Raw genomic sequence first — 18,052 nt, 5'->3', positions numbered from 1 at the left:
AAGAGCATGATCGATCTGCGCAGCGATACCGTCACCCGTCCCACCCCAGCCATGCGCGAGGCGATGGCCACAGCGGTGGTTGGCGACGATGTGTACGGCGAAGACCCGACGGTGAACCAGCTTGAACGCGACGCCGCTGCCATCTTCGGCAAGGAGGCGGCGATCTTTGTGCCGACCGGAACCATGGGCAACCAGATCGCGATCCGCCTGCATACGCAGCATGGGCAAGAGGTCATCTGCGAGGCGCGGTCGCATGTGCTGGACTGGGAGATGGCCATGATGTCGGCCTTCTCCGGCTGTCAGGCTCGAACAGTCGCGGCCGAGCGCGGCATCCTTACCTGGGAGCATATCCGGCCTGCGATCGGCGCGAAGATCTACTACAGGGCGCAGACAGGACTGATCAGTCTGGAGAACACCCACAACATGGCCGGTGGCACAGTCACGCCGCTGCCGGTGTTCGAGGAGATTTGGCACGAGGCGCGCAAGGCCAGTCTGCCGGTGCACCTGGACGGTGCGCGGGTCTTCAACGCCGCGACCACGCTTGGCCTGAGCGTAGCTGAGCTGACGCGCGGCTTCGACACGGTGATGTTCTGCCTTTCGAAGGGGCTGGGCGCGCCGGTCGGCTCCATGCTGGTGGGCAGCGCGAAGGCAATCGAGCAGGCGCGGGTGCATCGCAAGGCACTCGGCGGTGGAATGCGCCAGGCGGGAGTGCTTGCAGCGGCGGGCCTGATTGCGTTGCATGAGATGCCGAAGCGGCTCGGCGAAGATCACGCCAACGCGCGCCTGCTGGCAGAAGTGATCGCGGCTGAGCCAAACGCGGAGATCGATCTCGATGCTGTTGAGACGAACATCGTGTTCTTTCGCCTGCGCGGTGCAGCCGATGCTGCGGCCTTCAGCGCGTCGATGAAGCAGCGAGGCGTGCTGGGCAGTGCTATCGGGCCCCACGCAGTGCGGCTGGTGACCCACTATGACGTCGATCGAAAGGCCTGCGAGCAGGCCGCGGCAATTCTGGCGGAACTGTTGCGAGTTCTCTAGGCTCAGGTACCGACTGCGTTGATCGTCGGCTTGACCGCGAGGAAGACCGTCACGGTCGTGCTGTGGGAGGACGCGCTGGTGTCGCTCGAAAGGTTGATGCTCCCGCCGTGCTTGTTGATGATGCCGCGGCTGACCCAGAGGCCCAGTCCGGTTCCGCGCTCGCCTTTGGTGGTGAAGAAGGGCTGGAAGAGATGCGGCCGAACATCATCGGGGATGCCGGGGCCGTTGTCGGCGATGACGATCTGCGCTCCGGGCGGCATCTTCTGTCCGGCCGAGCCGGTTGCGGCCGGCTGTGGAGCGACGCTAACGCGCACTTCCCCTCCTGGACTGGCTGCTTCGGCGGCGTTTGTGATCAGGTTGGTGAAGACCTGCCGCAGTTCGGCAGGGAAGGCATCGACCGTGACGGGGGAGCGAAGGTCGGAGCGCACCGTGACTCCTAGCTCGGTGAAGCGGTGGTCCATCAGCAGCAGGATCTCCTGGAGCATGTCCTTCAGGTTCACCCTGACCGGGGCCTTCGACTCGCGATAGAGGCCAAGCATGGCGCGGCTGATCTGGGTGACGCGCTCGAGTTCATGGCCGGCCATCTCAAGAAACTGCCTGGACTCCTCGTCGGAGACGCCGGTGCGCATGAGATAGAGAAGGTTTGAGACCGAGTCAAGCGGATTGTGGATCTCGTGCGCGATCGTGGCGGCGAGCCGTCCGGCTACTGCGAGCTTCTCGTTGGCCAGCAGCGCATCCTGGGTCCGGCGCTCGAGCGTGATATCGCGGAAGACGAGCACAATGCCGATAGTGGCTCCCGTCTGGTCGCGGATCGGAGCCCCACTGTCGGCGATGAGAAGCTCAGAACCGTCCTTGCGGATGAGCGCCGTGTGATTATCAAGCCCCACGACGCTGTTCAGGCGCTTGACCTTGGCAACCGGAGTCTCCAGCGGCTCTCGAGTACTCTCGTTGATGATCTGGAAGACGTCCTCGAGGGGGCGGCCCAGAGCCTCGGACTGGCTCCACCCCGTGATCTCGCAGGCTACCGGGTTCATCATCTGAATGGCTCCATTGGCGTCGCACGTGATGACTCCGTCGCCGATGGACGCAAGCGTTGTGCGCAGGCGCTGCTCGGACTGGAAGATCTCTTCCGCCCGGCGGCTGAGAACGTCAAGCGAGGTCCGGTAGGCCGCCGAGACCGCGTGCAGGCGGTTGCGCGTGAACATGCCAATCAGGATGCCCAGCAGAAGTGCGACGGCCAGCAACGCCTCGAGCACATCCCTCACCTGGCGGTGCCATTGTGCGATGCGAACGGAGCGCCGCGCCTCGTCCATCTGGGTGATCGAGGCAAGATCCTGCCGCACCTGGTCCATCAGAGACTTGCCGTAGAGGTTCAGATCGACATCGCTGGTCACTCCGCCTGCCTTGACGGTGGCGATGACGGGCAGCGCGAAGGCATCGCGCCAGGTCTGATGCTCGCTTCGGAGATCTTCGATGGTGCTCTTTTGAAGAGGGTCGGAGCCGGCAAGCGCTTCGAGCTTCTTGAACTCGGCATCGAGACGGCCCTCCGCCTCGCTGAAGGGTTGGAGAAATCTTGGATCGGCGGTCGTCTCATATCCGCGCAGACCGGACTCCTCATCGACGATGAGCTTTGCGACAAGCGTGACCTGCGTTATGCGGGCATCGGATTCCTGGATAAGGCTGACCGTCGCGTTGGAGTCGCGAATCTGCCAATAGAGAACGCTGGCAGTCACCAGGAGTACGACCACCGGCAGCAGGAAGACCTGCACCAGAATCCGTTGGAACTGAGCTAAATTCACCTCTCTGGTCACCCGCCTCTTCGGGTCGTTATGGTGCACTTGCTGGTTGAAGTAAGCTTGCTAACTTATTCAAAAGTATGGGAGCTCCCTCGCCCTTGGTCATGTACAGATCGACAAGGGATGTGACCTCCGCAGGCAGACCGATATAGGCTGACAGCAGCAGAATCGGGATTTTAGGCTTGACCTGGCGCATGAGGCTGGCGACCTGGCCACCGTGCATTCCAGGCATGGAGTAGTCGAGAACAACTGCTTCGACGGGCTCGTTTTTGAAGATTTCAAGACCGGAGGTCCCGTCGATCGCTGTTAGAACGCGATATCCGGCGCGCTCAAGCAGCATCTTTCGCACCCGAAGGCCGACGAGTTCGTCATCCACGCAGAGGATAAGGTGCGAGCTTTTTGCCATACGCGTCTCTGTCACAGTACAGCAGGACTACGGCCTCTCTCACGCCTAAGTATACGTAGTAAGGTGGGTCTTTGTACCCAGTTACGGAGTATTCATCATACGTTTGCAAATTGTGAAACCGGGGTAGAGTAAGCTACAAGCGGTAACGCTGCATAATCGTCGAGGTCTTAGAATTGAGTCAGACAATCTTTCTGCTGGAAGATGACACAGACATCTCCCGCCTGGTGCAGTACCACCTGGAAAGTGCTGGATTTGGCGTTCGTTCCTACCTCACTGTAGGTCAGATTCTCCCCGACGCGGAGCGTAATCCGCCCCATTTGTTCCTGCTCGACATCATGGTTCCCGGTGGCGATGGCCTCGATCTCTGCCGCAGGCTGCGGCAGAATCCCACGTTGAGCGTGGTGCCGATCATCTTTTTGACCGCACGCGCGGCGGAGAATGATCGCGTGCATGGCCTCGAGATGGGGGCCGATGACTACATCACCAAGCCCTTTGGCACTCGCGAACTGATCGCCCGCGTCAAGGCTGTTCTGCGCCGGTTCGAGCGGCCGACGACCCCCTCGGTCGTCAAGTTCGAGAATATCGAGATTGATGCCGGAGCCATGCAGCTTCGCGTCAACGGGGATCTGGTGACGACGACCGCCACCGAGTTTCGCCTGCTGGATTATCTTGTCCGCCATCCGGGGCGGGTCTTCAGCCGCGACCACCTGCTGGACGCCGTATGGGGCGACGCCCGCTTCGTGACGCCACGTTCCGTCGATGTCTACGTTCGCCGTATCCGTGAGAAGATCGAGGCCGACGCCGAGATGCCGCGCTACCTTAAGACAATGCGCGGGGCAGGGTACCGGTTCGAGATCCCCAAGGCAGTCCCCGCATAGGAGCACACGGCGGCCGTGACGCGCAGTCTCTTTTTCTCGTTCTTCCTCAGGATGACGATCGCCCTGGCGTTCGTCGCCGTAATGCGCGTCTGGTTTACCCCTCATGGGTGGCTTCTCGGCATAATCCTTGTGCTTGCGTGGGGCGCAATCAATGCGTTTCTGCTAACGCGATCGGTGCGGCAGAACATCACTCTGCTGGAGACCGCGACCTCCGGGATTCCTGAGCGGCCCGTAGGCAGGCTTGATTCTCATTACACCGACTTCGATGGCTTGGCGCGGGCGATCTCAGCAACCTCGGACCAGGTGCAGCGCGCACTGAGCGACTCGTCGGAGAGCCGCAAGGAACTCGAGGTGATGATCGACAGCATGCAGGACGCGGTCGTTGCAGTGGATCCCGCAGGACGCATTCTGTGGACCAATCAGCGCATGCAGCGGCTCATTCCAGCGGCCTCCGTCAGCGGGGCCGTTCGCGTGGGTCACGCGCTCGTCCAGACGATTCGCGACCCCGAGGTGCTCGAGTGCGTTCGAATGGCGCTCGACAAACACGTGGTTAACGAGCGGCGATCGACCTCGATGGTGCCCGGCCGAATCTTTGAGATCACTGCCTCTCCGATACCGGGCGGCGGAGCCGTGGCCGTGCTGCACGACATTACCCGAATCGAGCAGGTGGAGCGCACGCAGCGAGACTTCGTCGCCAACGTCTCCCACGAGCTACGAACGCCACTTACCTCGATCAGCGGATATGTAGAGACGTTGCTCGATCACGAGGCGAACCTTAGCCCGCAGGCCCGCGAGTTCCTCTCAACCATCCTCAAGAACGCCGCGCGGATGGGCCGATTGACCGAAGATCTTCTGGCGCTTGCGCGGGTAGAGTCTTCCGAGCATAAGTTGCGGCCTGCTCCGATTCCTGCCGATGTGCTGGTGCGTGACGCCGTGCAGGCGATGAGCGGTCTGGTGAAAGACGCCGAAGCGGTACTTGAGGTTGGTGGGACGACCAGCTGCGAGGTACTGGCCGACTCGGACTCCATCGTGCAGGTGTTGAGCAATCTGATCGAAAACGGCATCAAGTACGGGCAGGCGCGAGGCGAGACGCACAGTCGGGTGATTTTGAGTGCACATGAAATATCTGAGCCCGTGGAAGCTGTCGAGTTCCGTGTCCGCGATTTTGGACAGGGAATTGCTTCCGAACACCTCGACCGGATCTTCGAGCGCTTCTACCGGGTGGACAAGGCACGCTCCCGGGAGTCCGGAGGCACTGGCCTCGGCCTCGCCATCGCACGCTACGTCGTTCAGACGCAGGGAGGCGAGATCTACGCCGAGAGCGAGCTGAACGCCGGAAGCACGTTTATTTTCAGACTTCCAAAGGCGCTCAAGGCCGCTATCTAGCTTGTTTTTTGCCGTTTTCACTCGGATGTAACCTTCCCGTAACATTTTGGCCGCACACTTAAATAGGTGCTTCAGGCAACCTGTCGCATCGAAATTCGAGGGGGAACAGTGAAACTGAAGGTTATTGCAACAGGCATTTTGGCGCTTGCGGCCGTGGGAGCCAGTGCGCAGAATCTCAACGGAGCAGGCGCGACCTTTCCGTATCCGATTTACTCAAAGTGGTTCACCGAGTACAGCCAGCAGCATCCAGACGTGAAGCTGAACTACCAGCCGATTGGTTCGGGCGGTGGAATTCGCCAGGTCTCTGAGGGCACCGTCGACTTCGGCGCCACCGACGGCCCAATGAACGATCAGCAGATCGCCGATGGCAAGGTTAAGGTTCAGCACATTCCGACGGTGCTCGGCGCCGTGGTCCCGGTGTACAACGTTCCCGGCGTGAACAAGGATCTGAACTTCTCTGGCGACGTCATCGCTGACATCTACCTCGGCAAGATCTCCAAGTGGAACGATAGCCGCATCGCAAAGGACAATCCCGGAGTCAGCCTGCCTGATAAGCCAATTCTTCCCATCTATCGCTCAGAGGGGAGCGGCACGACCTACATCTTCACGGACTTCCTCTCGAAGGTCAGCCCGGATTGGAACAGCAGGGTCGGCAAGAGCACTTCTGTAAAGTGGCAGGCTGGCATCGGCCAGAAGGGAAATGAGGGCGTTGCCGGCATGGTGCGTCAGACGCCCTACTCCTTTGGCTACGTCGAGCTGATCTATGCGCTTCAGAACAAGATGGCATTCGGTGCGGTGAAGAACGCCGCTGGTAAGTTCGTGAAGGCTTCAACCGACGGTGTCACCGCCGCTGCGGCTGCTTCCGCCAAAGCGATGCCCGCAGACTATCGCGTCTCGATCACGAACGCTCCCGGTGCGACTTCCTATCCCATCTCGAGCTTCACCTGGCTCCTAATCCCAACCCACGGAGATGCGGCGAAGACGAAGACTCTCACCGCCTTTCTGACGTGGATGCTCGACCGCGGCGAGAGCGAGGCTTCCTCACTGAGCTATGCTCCGCTGCCCAAACAGGTTCAGGACATGGTCCGCAAGACCGTCTCCCAGATCAAATAGCCAGAACGCCGCACGGAGCCGTCATCTTTAGGCCTCGTGCGGCGTACCATCTCCGGCCGGGAATCCATCGCGCCGGATACAATCGAGCTGCAAAAGCCACCGAATCTTCAGGAACAGAATTGTGTCTCCCAGTCGCATGACGACCGAACGAGAACCCGGGTCTCTTCTGCCGATGCCGCCTGCTATCTCTCAGCCGGCAGCCGCGCCACCCCCAGACGATGCTGCTCCTTCGGTGATACGTTCCTTCCTGAACCAGCGAGGAAGCGGACGGGCCGCCGACAACAGTTTTGCTGCACTGATGCTGTTGTGCGCCTGCAGCATCTTCCTCATCGTTCTGTTCATCTTCGTCATCCTGATCCTTCGATCCCACCTCAGCCTGGCCCAGTTTGGATGGAAGTTCTTCACGCGTCAGGCATGGGATCCCGTCTCCGGCGACTTCGGCGCTCTGCCGTTTATCTACGGCACACTTGTGACGTCATTACTTGCGCTGCTTATGGCGGTTCCGCTGGCACTCGGTGTGGCGATCTTTCTTACCGAGCTCTGCCCACGTCCTCTCCGCGGACCAATCTCGTTTCTCACCGAACTGCTCGCCGCAATCCCCAGCGTCGTCTACGGTCTGTGGGCCGTCTTCATCCTGGTGCCGTTGATGCGCGATGTTGTGGGGCCATTCCTCTACAAGACACTAGGCTGGACAGGATTTTTTGAAGGCTCAAACTTCGGTGTCGGCATCCTGACGGCCGGCATCATTCTGGCCATTATGATTCTTCCGATTATCTCCTCGCTGACGCGCGACATTATGACTGCAGTGCCGAACAGCCAGCGTGAAGCAGCGCTTGCGCTCGGTGCGACGAAGTGGGAGATGATCCGCATCGGTGTGCTGCGCAACTCGCGTATCGGCATCGTAGGAGCCGTGATGCTCGGCCTCGGCCGCGCTCTCGGCGAGACGATGGCCGTCACGATGGTGATTGGCAACCACGCGGAGATCAACAAGAGTCTCTTTGCTCCGGGGAACACGCTGGCCAGCGTCATTGCAGGAGAGTTCTCCGAGGCCACGGGTGATCTTTACCTTAGCGCTCTCATCGAGATCGGCCTCGCACTCTTTCTCGTCACCATCGTCGTCAACGCGATCGCCCGTCTGATGGTCTGGGCTGTTACGCGTGGTGCGCCGTCGAGGGTCGCCTGATGAGTACGCAACCGATCGCCAGTCAGCCTCTGGGGCTTCCTCGCAAACCATCGCGCACCAATGCAGTGCGTCGTACGGCCGCAAACTATATCGTCAGTGGGCTGGCGATTCTGGCAACCCTACTAGTGTTGGCCCCCCTCGCCGCTATCCTGTTCTACCTGGTTTACAAAGGCGCTCGCTCGCTCAACCTCGCCTTCTTTACACACGTTCCCGCTCCGGTTGGCGAGGAGGGTGGCGGCATGGCGAACGCCATCGTTGGCTCGGGCATCATCCTTATCTTGGCAAGTTTTTTTGGAATTCCCATCGGGATTGCCGCTGGCGTGTATCTCGCGGAGTTTGGCGGCGGCAAGATGCTGGGCAATGCTGTGCGCTTTACCGCGGATGTGCTCAACGGCGTGCCGTCCATTGTGATGGGGATCTCGATCTATTCGCTGGTTGTGATACAGCAAAAGCACTTCTCTGCGTTGGCCGGAGGCATTGCGCTCGGCATCATGATGATCCCTACTGTCACGCGCACCACCGAGGAGATGCTGGCGACCGTGCCTCACGCGATTCGTGAAGCGGCCCTGGGGTTGGGAGTCCCCAAGTGGCGCACGATCCTCTCAGTCAGTCTGCGAACGGCTTCGCCCGGCATCATCACCGGCTGCATGCTGGCCTTTGCTCGTGTGGCCGGCGAGACAGCTCCCCTGCTGTTTACCGCGCTCGGAAACCAGTTCTGGAGCGTGAAGTTAAACCAGCCTATCGCCGCGCTGCCGTTACAGATATTTGCGTACGCTACCGGACCGTACGATGAGTGGCATCGGTTGGCATGGGCTGGTGCTCTGGTTCTCATCGCCCTCATCATGGTTTCGGTTACGCTCGTGCGCATCTACGCCAATCGCGGCGTGCTCAAAGGAGGAAGTTAGTGGGAGTCGGCATCTTAGTTCAGGACTTGAATGCGTGGTATGGCACGAACCACACGTTGCAGGACATTAATCTGCACATCCCCGCCAACCACGCCACCGCTCTCATCGGCCCTTCCGGCTGCGGTAAGTCCACTTTCGTGCGCTGCCTGAACCGCATGCACGAGACCAACCCGATCGCCCGCGCTGAAGGCACAGTGAAAATGGGGGAAGTAGACATCTACAGGGATGCTTCTCCCGTAGAGATTCGCCGCCGCGTCGGCATGGTCTTCCAGCGGCCGAACCCTTTCCCTACGATGTCTATCTACGATAACGTCGTCAGCGGCCTAAAGCTGAATGGATTTCGCAATCGCCGTGTTCTCGACGAGACCGTCGAGCGCTCGCTCAAACAGGCCGCACTGTGGGAAGAAGTGAAGGACGACCTGAAGAAGAAGTCCGGCGCCTCGCTCTCCGGCGGCCAGCAGCAGCGCATGTGTATCGCACGTGCCCTGGCTGTGGATCCCGAGGTGCTGCTGATGGACGAACCAGCCTCGGCGCTCGACCCCGTTTCGACCTCGAAGATTGAAGACCTCATCTTCCAGCTCAAGAGCCAGTACACCATCGTCATCGTCACGCACAACATGCAGCAGGCGGCGCGCGTGGCCGAAAACACTGGATTCTTCCTCAACGGCAAGCTCGTCGAGTTTGACTCAACACACAAGATCTTCACCAACCCCCGCGACAAACGCACAGAGGATTACATCACCGGGAGGTTCGGCTGATGCGGGTCAAGTTTCATCAGAGCCTCGACGAACTGAAAGAGAAGCTGCTTGTCATGGCTGGGATGGCGGAGCAGGCCATCCAGCGTTCAATCGAGGCATATCGCACACGCGACCTGGGCATCTGCGAACTCGTCTTCCGCTCCGAGCCCGCGATCAACCGGCTTGAGCGCGAGATCGACCAGATGGCGCTCGACCTGCTCGCCATGGAGCAGCCCATGGCAATCGATCTCCGATTCATCGTCGCTGTCATCCGCATCAATGCAGACCTCGAGCGCGTCGGCGATCAGGCAGTCAACATTGCTGTGCGCGTACGTGAGATGGGGGCCTTTGCCAACATCGATCTTCCGGTCGATATCCCCAAGCTGGCGTCGCTCTCCTCGGCGATGGTGCGCAAGGCGCTGCAGTCCTTCATCGAAGGTGACGCCGAACTGGCGCAGTCGGTCCTGAAGATGGACGATGAGGTGGACGCGATGAACGACGCGGCCTTCTACGCGCTCAGCACTCTGATTAAGGAAAAGCCCGACCTGACGCCGCAGTCTCTGAACGCTCTGATCATCGCGCGTAACCTCGAGCGCGTCGGTGACCACGCCACCAACATCGCAGAGGACGTCATCTTCTGGGTCCGCGGCGCGGACGTTCGTCACTCGGCGGCGTCCTAGCCCTCAGGCTTCCACCAGATCAGTCGCGACAACATCGGATAATAGAGCCCCAAACGTAGCTCACGTCCTCCTGCCGAGGTGCCGAGGATTCGCGCATAGGTCTCCATCTGCGGGCCGTACTTCTCGCGCTCCTTCGCGAGAAACTGGTCGACTCCTGACGGCCCGTGCGACCCTGTCTTGTAGTCGACGATCCACAAACAGCGATTGCCATCACCGTGCGGCTCCGTACCAGCAACGAAGGTGCGATCGAGACGGACGTTCTGCAGCCGGTCGGTCCAGGCTGTGAGTTCGTACTCGCTGGCGGCCTCCTCTTGCGCCGCCAGAATCCACAGCCCGGCCGGGTCTCGCAAAGTTTTCCCCAGTGCGGTCATCACCTCTGGCTGCAGCCGAGCCACCGCGGCCTGCGAAAGACCCTCTGCACGCAGCAACAGAGTGATTCGATTCTTCCATCCGGCGACCTCGTTGAGCAGAGCCTCCGGCTGCTCCCCTGCGCCGAGGCGCCGCGCCAGAACTTCCAGGAGGGCATGCACCGCGTTCCCAAAGGCGCGGGCCTCAAAGGAGCCTTCCGGTCGCGTAAAGTCTGCTGTCCTATCCGATGAGGTAGTTGGCTCTCCGCTCGCAAGGCGCTCTGTCGCGTGGAAGCGCTCCCTCGGCGTAAAGCTCAGAGGCAGGCGCTTGAGGGTAGGCAACTCCCGGCCCTCTGCCGCGAGATCCACTACTCCTGTCTCAGCATCGGGTATCCGCGGCTCCATCCTCACGACATTTGCGGCAGCTAGCTGCCGGGCGAAGTGCTTCTCGGCTGCCGGCCACGCCGCACGAAGCAGTGTGTTCCACTCCGGTGTCGGCAGGCCTGCCTTTGCGCTGGACTTCGGTGAAGCAAACAGGTGCAGCTCCTCGCGCGCGCGAGTGCATGCCACATAGAAGAGCCGCCTGCGCTCGGCTGCCTCGCGTCGCTTGTGGATGCTGGCCAGCCACGTGTTCAACTCCTTTGAATCTTCCCCCTTGCCGGCGATGGGAGCGAGCAGCACCTGTGCTGCCTCGTCATCGCCGCTACGAACTTCGCTCCAGACAAGCAGCCGCGACGAATTCATCCTCGGCTTTCTCTCGAGCGCAGGCACGATGACGACATCCCACTCCAGGCCCTTGGCCTTGTGGATCGTCATCAAGTCGATCGCGTTCGGATTGGTCTCCGGCTCAGCGTAGAGCTTCGCGAGCCTCTGTCGCAGCGTCTGCATATCCACGGCGCCCGCTTGCTCTTCGAGCTCATCCAAAAGCTCGAAGAAACGGCGCGCATTCACCATCTCGGTCGCGGTGAGGCTGGCGTCGCCTCCCAGGGAGCGCCAGGTACGTTCGACCCACTGGGCCAGAGTCAGCCGCGAGCGCTGCAGCATCGCCGCTTGCAAAACCTCCCACATGCGAGTAAGCCGCTGGCAGCTCTCTTCGTCCAGGTCGTGTCCACGCTCCGCGATTACCTCCTCCATCGAGCGGTGCGCCCACTTTGGATCATCGTCTCCCGCAAGCATGTGCAGCTCAGCGAGCTCCAGGCCACACCACGGTCCGCGCAGCAAGGCGAGCCACGCCACACGATCAGCTGGATGCAGCAGCGCCCGTGTCAGCGCAAAGAGATCGAGCACCTCAGGACGTTCGCCAAGTTCCTCGATATCCACTGCGCGGAAGGGAATTGGCCCATCCCCATCGTCTTCTTTGAGTGCCGCGACGATGCGGCTCAAATGGCCGCGGCTCTGCACCAGCACGGCGATCTTCCACGCCTCACTTCGACCCGCAGGCAGAGGCCGTGCGCGCCACTGCTCAACGATAGAACGAATCTCTTGTGCTTCCTCCTCCGATCGCTGCTGACGTTCAGCTCTGGCTGCGTCGCCCTTCAAACCTGCGGGGAGCGCCTCGGCATGCCAGACCACCGCGGGCTCCTTGACCGACGATCCGCGAATCGCGGCCGCTTTGACGAAGGGCACATCTTCCGGATGCGACGAGCTGATGTGAGGCGGAAACAACAGCGAGAAATCTTCGTTAAAGGCCTCAACCAGTTCTCTCTGCGAGCGAAAGTTTGCCTTCAATTGCAGACGGCTCAGAGGAAGCTCTCCAATGCGTTCCGCCTGCATCGTCTGAAGAAACCGCTCAACCCTGGCCTGTCGAAACAGATAGATGGACTGCTTTGGATCGCCCACGAGAAAGACCGTCTGGCCGGTGCCAAGCCATCCTCGAGTCAGCAGCTCGATCAGCTCGTACTGGCTGGTCGAAGTGTCCTGCATCTCATCGACGAGGATGTGCCGGAACCGCAGTCCCAGCGCGGTCTCGAGTGCAGCAACGCCGCTTTCATGCCCCTCGCTGCGTCCCAGTGCCTCGCGAGCCAGCAGGCCAAGTTCAGCGAAGTCACACTCGCCGCGTTCGGCAAAGACGAACTGCAGCTCCACAAGAGCACGGCGAAGCACGCGAAAGAGAGCTTTAGCCACGCGCCACTGCTCGTCCGGATACTCGAGCGGCGGCAAAGAGTCTGCCCGCAGCATCGCCTCCAGCACATCGTCGCGCTGTGCAATTCCATCGCGCAGCGCGCTGAGCCGGCCCCTCTCTTCACGCGTGGTCTCGAACAAGAGCGAGCTTTTCGCGAAGCTCTTTCTCCACGCCTTCCCTGAACGAAGAACCAGCAGGTGAACGAGAGCGCGCCAGTGGTCAAGGTGATCGGCAGAAGCTCCCGGAGCAATTCTCCCTTTGCACATCGCAATGGGAGAAACATCGCGCTGATACGGCTCCCTGTCTGCCAGAGAAGATGCCATCGCTGCCAGGTCGCGCAGAAAATCCGAAGGTACAGTCCGCACGAGATCCTCGAGACAATCCTCCACAACCCGGCGCAACGTCCTCTCCAGCTTTGGGCGAACAACGCTATCCAGATACGCGTCGCTGAGTTCCTCGCCGCGCAGGGGAATCAGGTCACCCCACTGATCGCGCCACTGCAGCATCTCGGCGATCAGCCGCTCCACTTCGCCCAGGTTGCCGTCGCGATGCAGCAGCACGAGCCGCAGCGAAGAATTGAGATCGGCGTCTTCTCCGCCAAGACAGCTCAGCGCGCGCTGTGCCGCCTCGTGATACAGCGGTCCGGCCTCAGGTACAGGAGCCTTCACGCCGCCCGAGCCTGAGAGCACTGGCAGCGATCGCGCGACCTCCGAGCATATTGAGTCAATCGTGCGGATATTCAGTCTACGCGGTCGTTCGAGCAGCCCCCAGCGCAGCGTAGCGTCGCGCCGCAGAACCGACTGGGCCAGCACGCGCGTCATTCGATCGAACTCGCTCTTCGACGCGTCTGGCCCACGCGCAGCTTCGAGTTGTTTTGCGATGCGCTCACGAATCTCGATCGTTGCCTTTTCGGTGAAGGTGATCGCAAGCACCTGCTCCGGCTCTGTGACCTCCTCATCCGTGAGCAGCTTCAAATAGCGCTGGATCAGAAGCCCTGTCTTGCCCGAGCCCGCGGGCGCCTCGACGATCCACGACTTCGTGATGTCGAGCGCCTTCTCTCGTTCTGCATGGTCAGGAGGCAGCTTGTCGCTCGTGCCACTCGTGGCGTTCGTGTCGTCGGCTCGCGGAAGCGGCGGAGGAAACTCGAGTAACTCAGACATGCTCAGCCTCCGCCGCATCGTTCTCTTCTGCATCGTCCTCGACCGAAGCAGGATCGAGCCGGCATAAGATGCGCTGGCGGCAGTGTTCACAGGTCTTCGGATAGTTCTTCGGGTTCACGCGCGCGTCGCCGTTATAGAAGTCGGTGGCAAGCTTCGTCAGCACCTCGCGCCATTGCTCCACCTGCTCCTCAAGCGTCGCAGCTTCCGTCAGCTTGACGGACTTGGTAAGCGCGTCCGCGCTGGTTGCATAGCCTGTCAGCGTCATCTCCTTGCCTGTCCGCACCTGGGCAAAGGCTACGGCCTCCAGCCGCTCGGCGTTCGTGAGCATCGCGTACAGCGGAAGCTGTGGCGCCTCAGGCCGCTCTCCTAGCCAATCTGCCGGCTTCGCCACGCCTGTCTTGTAGTCGATGAGAATCTCGCCTTGCTCTCCCTCATCCACGCGGTCCACGCGAACATCCAATCGCAGCGGTCCGATCCGCACATCCTTGAACTCGCGCTCGCTCAGCTTTACCGTAAACGGCGCGCGTCCCCGCTCCAGCTCCAGCCACTGTTCCATCAGGCTTCGCAGCCGCGCTCGTTGAACCTCAACATAGGCAGCGTCCCACGCGGTCTTGCTTAGCTCTGCAGCCTTGCGCAGGGCCTCACTGATCGACTGGTCGAGCACGCCGTCGAACTCCGAAGCTGTCATCTTCTTCAGTGCAACTTGCGACTCCACCTGCTTCCAGAAGAGTTCGAGCGCACGATGCACGATGTTGCCGCGCCCAGCCGCGTCCAGTCCCAACTCAGCATGTTCAAGCTCCGTCGACCACAGCCTCTTCTCGGCGAAGGCGCGGAAGCCGCACGCTGCTTGGAGCTTCAAGATATCTGCGCCTCCGCGCATGACCTCATCGCGCCGCAGGGGCAGGGAATCGCTGTCCTCCACTGTTTCGAGTTCAACAATCTGCCGTTCAGCGGAGACGGGTGCGAACTCTTCCGCAACAACCTCCTCCATCTCGATGTCCTTGAGCGCGGCAGACGCACGCTGATGACCCTCGGCAGCCTCAACCGCATAGCTGAACACGACCGTCTCCGCGCTCTCCGCGATCCGCCGCGTCACAAGCCTCGCCTGCGCGTCATCGCGCTCAGGGTCGACACCGGGCATTCCCAATTCACGCTGCAAATGCCACGGCAGCAGCGGATTGCTCCCTGTCCCCCGTGGCCACGACAACTCGCCCGCGCCGAGGAACCACGCTGCGTCAAACCTGCTGCCTGCCGCCTCAAGCGGCCCCATCACCTGCACCGGAGCTTCGCGCGACTCCGCAGCGAACATCGTCTCCCTTGCAATCCACTCCAGGCGGCCCAGTGCCTGGCGAAACTCCACGCGTCCCGCGTTGAAGTCCAGCCTCGCCAACTCATCCAGCACGCGCTCCCACTTCCTTCGCGCCTGAAACTCGAGACTGCTCTCGCCCCGTGCTGTGTCCCGTCCTGCGCCCCACGCCGCGGCGTCAAGAAACTCGCCGATCACCTCGGTCCATGCTGCGAACGACCTGCGTTCGCGCGATGCGAGCCGCTCTTCGGCGACGCGCTCCATCTTGCGCACAGCCTTCAGCAGTCGAGAAATCTTCCCGTTGCGCTTCCACCCTTCAATGCACTCGAGCAACCATCCAATCGTCACCTCCGGACGCAGCAGGTCTTCCTGCCGCATCGCAAACGCGTCGAACTCCGCACGACCGCCTCGCTCGCCCTCTGCTGGCGCGAAGTATGGCGAGAGCAGCAGCGCGCTCACCTGCGTCAGCGGCAGCGCTCCTATGGACCACCGCAGCAGATCAAGCGCGACTTCAATCATCGGAGTTCGCGCAAGTGGCACACCCAACGAAAACTCATACGGCGCAGCGTCATCGTTCGCTGCGATGTTCTCAAGCTCAGGCGCCAGCACCTCGCGGAAGGCACGGTCGATCCTCGCTCGGCGCGCCTCGAGGTCCGGCACAATCACAGCAATGCGCGCTGCCGGATGGTCCTCAAGGTACCGCCGAATCCAGCGTGCAGCCGCGTACAGTTCGCCGATCTCATCGGTTGCTCTGGCCAGCACGCGCTGTTGCGCTGGTGCAGTCAGCTCGATCGATCCAATCACAATCCCCGCGGCGCGAACGGCCTCCACTACGGCCTCCTGCGCCGGAGTCATCCCGTCAAACCCAACCAGCGCAATCTCAGGCGGCAGAGCATCTACAGCCCCACCCTGCAAGGCCGCCCGTATCGCGTCCTCCATCTGCGCCGAGGGCAGCAGATCTTCTGCGCGGCAACGCCGCTCAAACTCCTGCGCCCACCGCTCGAAGGCCCTCGTGTCCGTATTTCCGCTGAAGTTACGCAGACGGCGCTGTCCATTGTGACGGCAGAGCAGCCGCCACGCATCCGCAGCCAGGGTTGCTAGCGAGTCCACTTCGCGAAGGCTGCTCAGCTCAACATCGGCGCTCAGTAACGACCGCCATATCGCGTGTTCCTGTGTGCCGTTGAGTAGCATGGCCGTGGCGCGTCCTTCAAGCATCCACTCATGCCACAGACCCGAGGCCCACGTCTCCCAGGCCATGATCGACGGCAGCCGCCAGCTTGCCAGCCCGCGTGCACGGCTCTGCTGATTGAAGGCGTGCTGCAGCGTCCGTGTCGCACGCTGGTTCCCCGTCACCACGGTCGCGCCCCGTTCGAGCGCCTGTGCGATCTCGCCCGGCAGCCGATCCACGCCATCCATGTCTCGGTTATACCCCAGCAGGCCTTGGAAAACGCGCACTCGTCCGTCCAAGTATCATCAACAAAGGAGTCGAATCGTGCCTTGGAAGTCCCTGTCTCTCCTGTTCTGCCTCAGCTTGCTGCTCATCGTTGGCATCGCCGGATGCCGCCAGTCCGCCCCGCCAGCTTCTGCAAATGCATCCGCCACGCTCCGGAGCTTTCCCGTCCGCGGCAAAGTCGTCAGCACCAACGCCACTGAGGTCACGCTCGATCACGAGGCCATCCCCGGCTTCATGGACGCCATGGTCATGCCCTACAAGCTCAAAGACCCCAGCATCGTCAGCGAACTGCACCCCGGCGACCGCATCACCGCCACTCTCCTCGTCCACCAGGACGAAGGAGGCTTCCACGACGCCCTGCTCGACAACATCGTTGTCACCGCGCAGGCCAGGCCCGACTACAAGCCCGCCGTGCAGTTCCACGTTCCGGCACCCGGCGACAACGTGCCGGACTTCCAGCTACTCAATCAGAGCGGACGCACCATCCACCTCGCGCAGTTCAAGGGCAAGGTCCTCGTCGCTACCTTCATCTACACCCGCTGCCCGCTCGCCGACTACTGCCCCAAGATGAGCCGCAACTTCGCCGAGATCGACAAAGCCCTCGCCGCCGACCCTGCGCTCTACTCACAGACGCATCTTCTCAGCATCAGCTTCGACCCCGCCTACGACACCCCTGCCGTTCTGCGCAGCTACGGCGGAGCCTACACCGGCCGCTACACCACAGAGACCTTCACCCACTGGGACTTCGCCGCACCTTCGGAGAAAGAACTCCCCACCGTGACCCAATTCTTCGACGTTGGCGTCACCCCAGGCGAGAACAAGACCCTCACCCACTCGCTCTCAACCGTCATCATTGGCAAGGACGGCAAGATCGCCGCCTGGTATCCCACCAACGACTGGCAGCCGTCCGATGTCGTGGCCGCCATTCGGAAAGCCTCCGCAAGCTAACCGCAGCTAACGAGGCGTCCCGCAGATATAGGACTCCAGATGGCGGATTGCCTCATCCTGCGCCGAGATCACGGCGTTCACCAGGTCGCCGATGGAGACAATTCCCACCACCTTGCCTGCCTGCTTCACCGGCAGATGCCGTACGCGGTTGTTCGTCATGATCACCATGCAGTCGGCCACCGTATGTTCGGGCGAGACGGAGATCGGGGGGCTCATGATCTCTGAAACCGTTGTCTCGTTGGACGACCGTCCCTGCAGTATCACCTTGCGCGCATAGTCGCGCTCCGAGAGCACACCTACCACGTCGTCCTGCTCCATCACCAGCAGAGAGCCCACCTGTTTTTCCGCCATCATCTCGATGGCTTTGTAGACGGAGGTATCCGGCGTCGTGGACCACATCTCGCGGCTCTTTCCCTGCAGAACCGCACCGATCGTTGTTGAAAGCTTACTCATGCAAGGTTCCTCCATGCTGGCCGTATTCAGCTGAGGCCAGCAGCTTATTCCTCTACATGCAGACTTGGCAAAGTCTTCCAGGGCTGCGGGCTCCGGCGCGAATCAGGTATCCTGAGCCTTCAGGCAAAAAGGAGTAATGCAATC

The 18,052-nt window shown here is 61.3% G+C and carries 14 protein-coding genes; 9 read left to right on the top strand and 5 right to left on the bottom strand.

Annotation, left to right across the window (positions count from 1 at the left end; genetic code table 11):
• The first annotated feature begins 6 nt into the window (after positions 1–6).
• Complete coding sequence (ltaE, locus tag OHL16_RS05355; RefSeq protein WP_263366029.1) at positions 7–1,035, top strand: low-specificity L-threonine aldolase; 1,029 nt, start codon at positions 7–9, stop codon at positions 1,033–1,035.
• Positions 1,036–1,037: 2 nt separating this feature from the next.
• Here the strand turns inward: ltaE and OHL16_RS05350 are convergent, their stop codons facing one another.
• Both OHL16_RS05350 and OHL16_RS05345 read right to left on the bottom strand, forming a co-directional pair.
• The gene (locus tag OHL16_RS05350) at positions 1,038–2,834 is read right to left on the bottom strand and encodes an ATP-binding protein (RefSeq protein ID WP_263366028.1); all 1,797 of its coding nucleotides are present in this window, start codon (positions 2,832–2,834) and stop codon (positions 1,038–1,040) included.
• A gap of 28 nt (positions 2,835–2,862) precedes the next feature.
• Positions 2,863–3,237, bottom strand: a complete 375-nt coding sequence (locus tag OHL16_RS05345) for a response regulator (RefSeq protein WP_263366027.1) — start codon at positions 3,235–3,237, stop codon at positions 2,863–2,865.
• Positions 3,238–3,410: 173 nt separating this feature from the next.
• Between OHL16_RS05345 and OHL16_RS05340 the strand changes: the two genes are divergently transcribed.
• From OHL16_RS05340 to phoU, 7 genes are all read left to right on the top strand, one after another.
• Complete coding sequence (locus OHL16_RS05340) at positions 3,411–4,115, top strand: winged helix-turn-helix domain-containing protein (RefSeq protein ID WP_263366026.1); 705 nt, start codon at positions 3,411–3,413, stop codon at positions 4,113–4,115.
• Positions 4,116–4,130: 15 nt separating this feature from the next.
• Positions 4,131–5,501 (top strand): sensor histidine kinase, encoded by a 1,371-nt coding sequence (locus tag OHL16_RS05335; RefSeq protein ID WP_263366025.1) that lies wholly within the window; start codon positions 4,131–4,133, stop codon positions 5,499–5,501.
• A gap of 108 nt (positions 5,502–5,609) precedes the next feature.
• Positions 5,610–6,614: a phosphate ABC transporter substrate-binding protein PstS gene (pstS, locus tag OHL16_RS05330; protein WP_263366024.1), complete on the top strand. Its 1,005-nt coding sequence runs from the start codon at positions 5,610–5,612 to the stop codon at positions 6,612–6,614.
• 136 nt (positions 6,615–6,750) lie between these two features.
• Entirely contained in the window at positions 6,751–7,797 is a 1,047-nt protein-coding gene (gene pstC / locus OHL16_RS05325) for a phosphate ABC transporter permease subunit PstC (RefSeq protein WP_396127137.1), read from the top strand.
• Positions 7,797–8,702: a phosphate ABC transporter permease PstA gene (gene pstA, locus OHL16_RS05320; protein WP_263366023.1), complete on the top strand. Its 906-nt coding sequence runs from the start codon at positions 7,797–7,799 to the stop codon at positions 8,700–8,702. Before pstC ends, pstA begins: the two co-directional genes overlap by 1 nt.
• Positions 8,702–9,460, top strand: a complete 759-nt coding sequence (gene pstB / locus OHL16_RS05315) for a phosphate ABC transporter ATP-binding protein PstB (RefSeq protein ID WP_263366022.1) — start codon at positions 8,702–8,704, stop codon at positions 9,458–9,460. The genes pstA and pstB overlap by 1 nt, the downstream gene beginning before the upstream one ends.
• On the top strand, positions 9,460–10,119 hold the full coding sequence (gene phoU, locus OHL16_RS05310; RefSeq protein ID WP_263366021.1) for a phosphate signaling complex protein PhoU: 660 nt from the start codon (positions 9,460–9,462) through the stop codon (positions 10,117–10,119). Before pstB ends, phoU begins: the two co-directional genes overlap by 1 nt.
• On the opposite strand, the gene OHL16_RS05305 is transcribed toward phoU, so the two are convergent.
• Together OHL16_RS05305 and OHL16_RS05300 are read right to left on the bottom strand one after the other, a co-directional pair.
• Positions 10,116–13,748, bottom strand: coding sequence for a UvrD-helicase domain-containing protein (locus tag OHL16_RS05305; protein WP_263366020.1), 3,633 nt, complete (start codon positions 13,746–13,748; stop codon positions 10,116–10,118). The two genes, phoU and OHL16_RS05305, sit on opposite strands and share 4 nt — an antisense overlap.
• Positions 13,741–16,509: a PD-(D/E)XK nuclease family protein gene (locus OHL16_RS05300; RefSeq protein WP_263366019.1), complete on the bottom strand. Its 2,769-nt coding sequence runs from the start codon at positions 16,507–16,509 to the stop codon at positions 13,741–13,743. The genes OHL16_RS05305 and OHL16_RS05300 overlap by 8 nt, the downstream gene beginning before the upstream one ends.
• A 37-nt stretch (positions 16,510–16,546) precedes the next feature.
• On the opposite strand from OHL16_RS05300, the gene OHL16_RS05295 reads away from it, so the two are divergent.
• Positions 16,547–17,455 carry an SCO family protein gene (locus OHL16_RS05295; protein WP_263366018.1) on the top strand — a complete coding sequence of 303 codons (909 nt, stop codon included), beginning with the start codon at positions 16,547–16,549 and terminating at the stop codon, positions 17,453–17,455.
• 6 nt (positions 17,456–17,461) lie between these two features.
• Here OHL16_RS05295 and OHL16_RS05290 read toward each other — a convergent pair whose 3' ends face one another.
• On the bottom strand, positions 17,462–17,908 hold the full coding sequence (locus tag OHL16_RS05290) for a CBS domain-containing protein (protein ID WP_263366017.1): 447 nt from the start codon (positions 17,906–17,908) through the stop codon (positions 17,462–17,464).
• Positions 17,909–18,052 lie beyond the last annotated feature (144 nt).

The organism is Edaphobacter bradus (assembly GCF_025685645.1).
In the GTDB taxonomy this organism is placed as follows: domain Bacteria; phylum Acidobacteriota; class Terriglobia; order Terriglobales; family Acidobacteriaceae; genus Edaphobacter; species Edaphobacter bradus.
The sequence above is the reverse complement of the archived record's forward strand: the minus strand, read 5'-3'. Positions and strand labels throughout refer to the sequence as shown.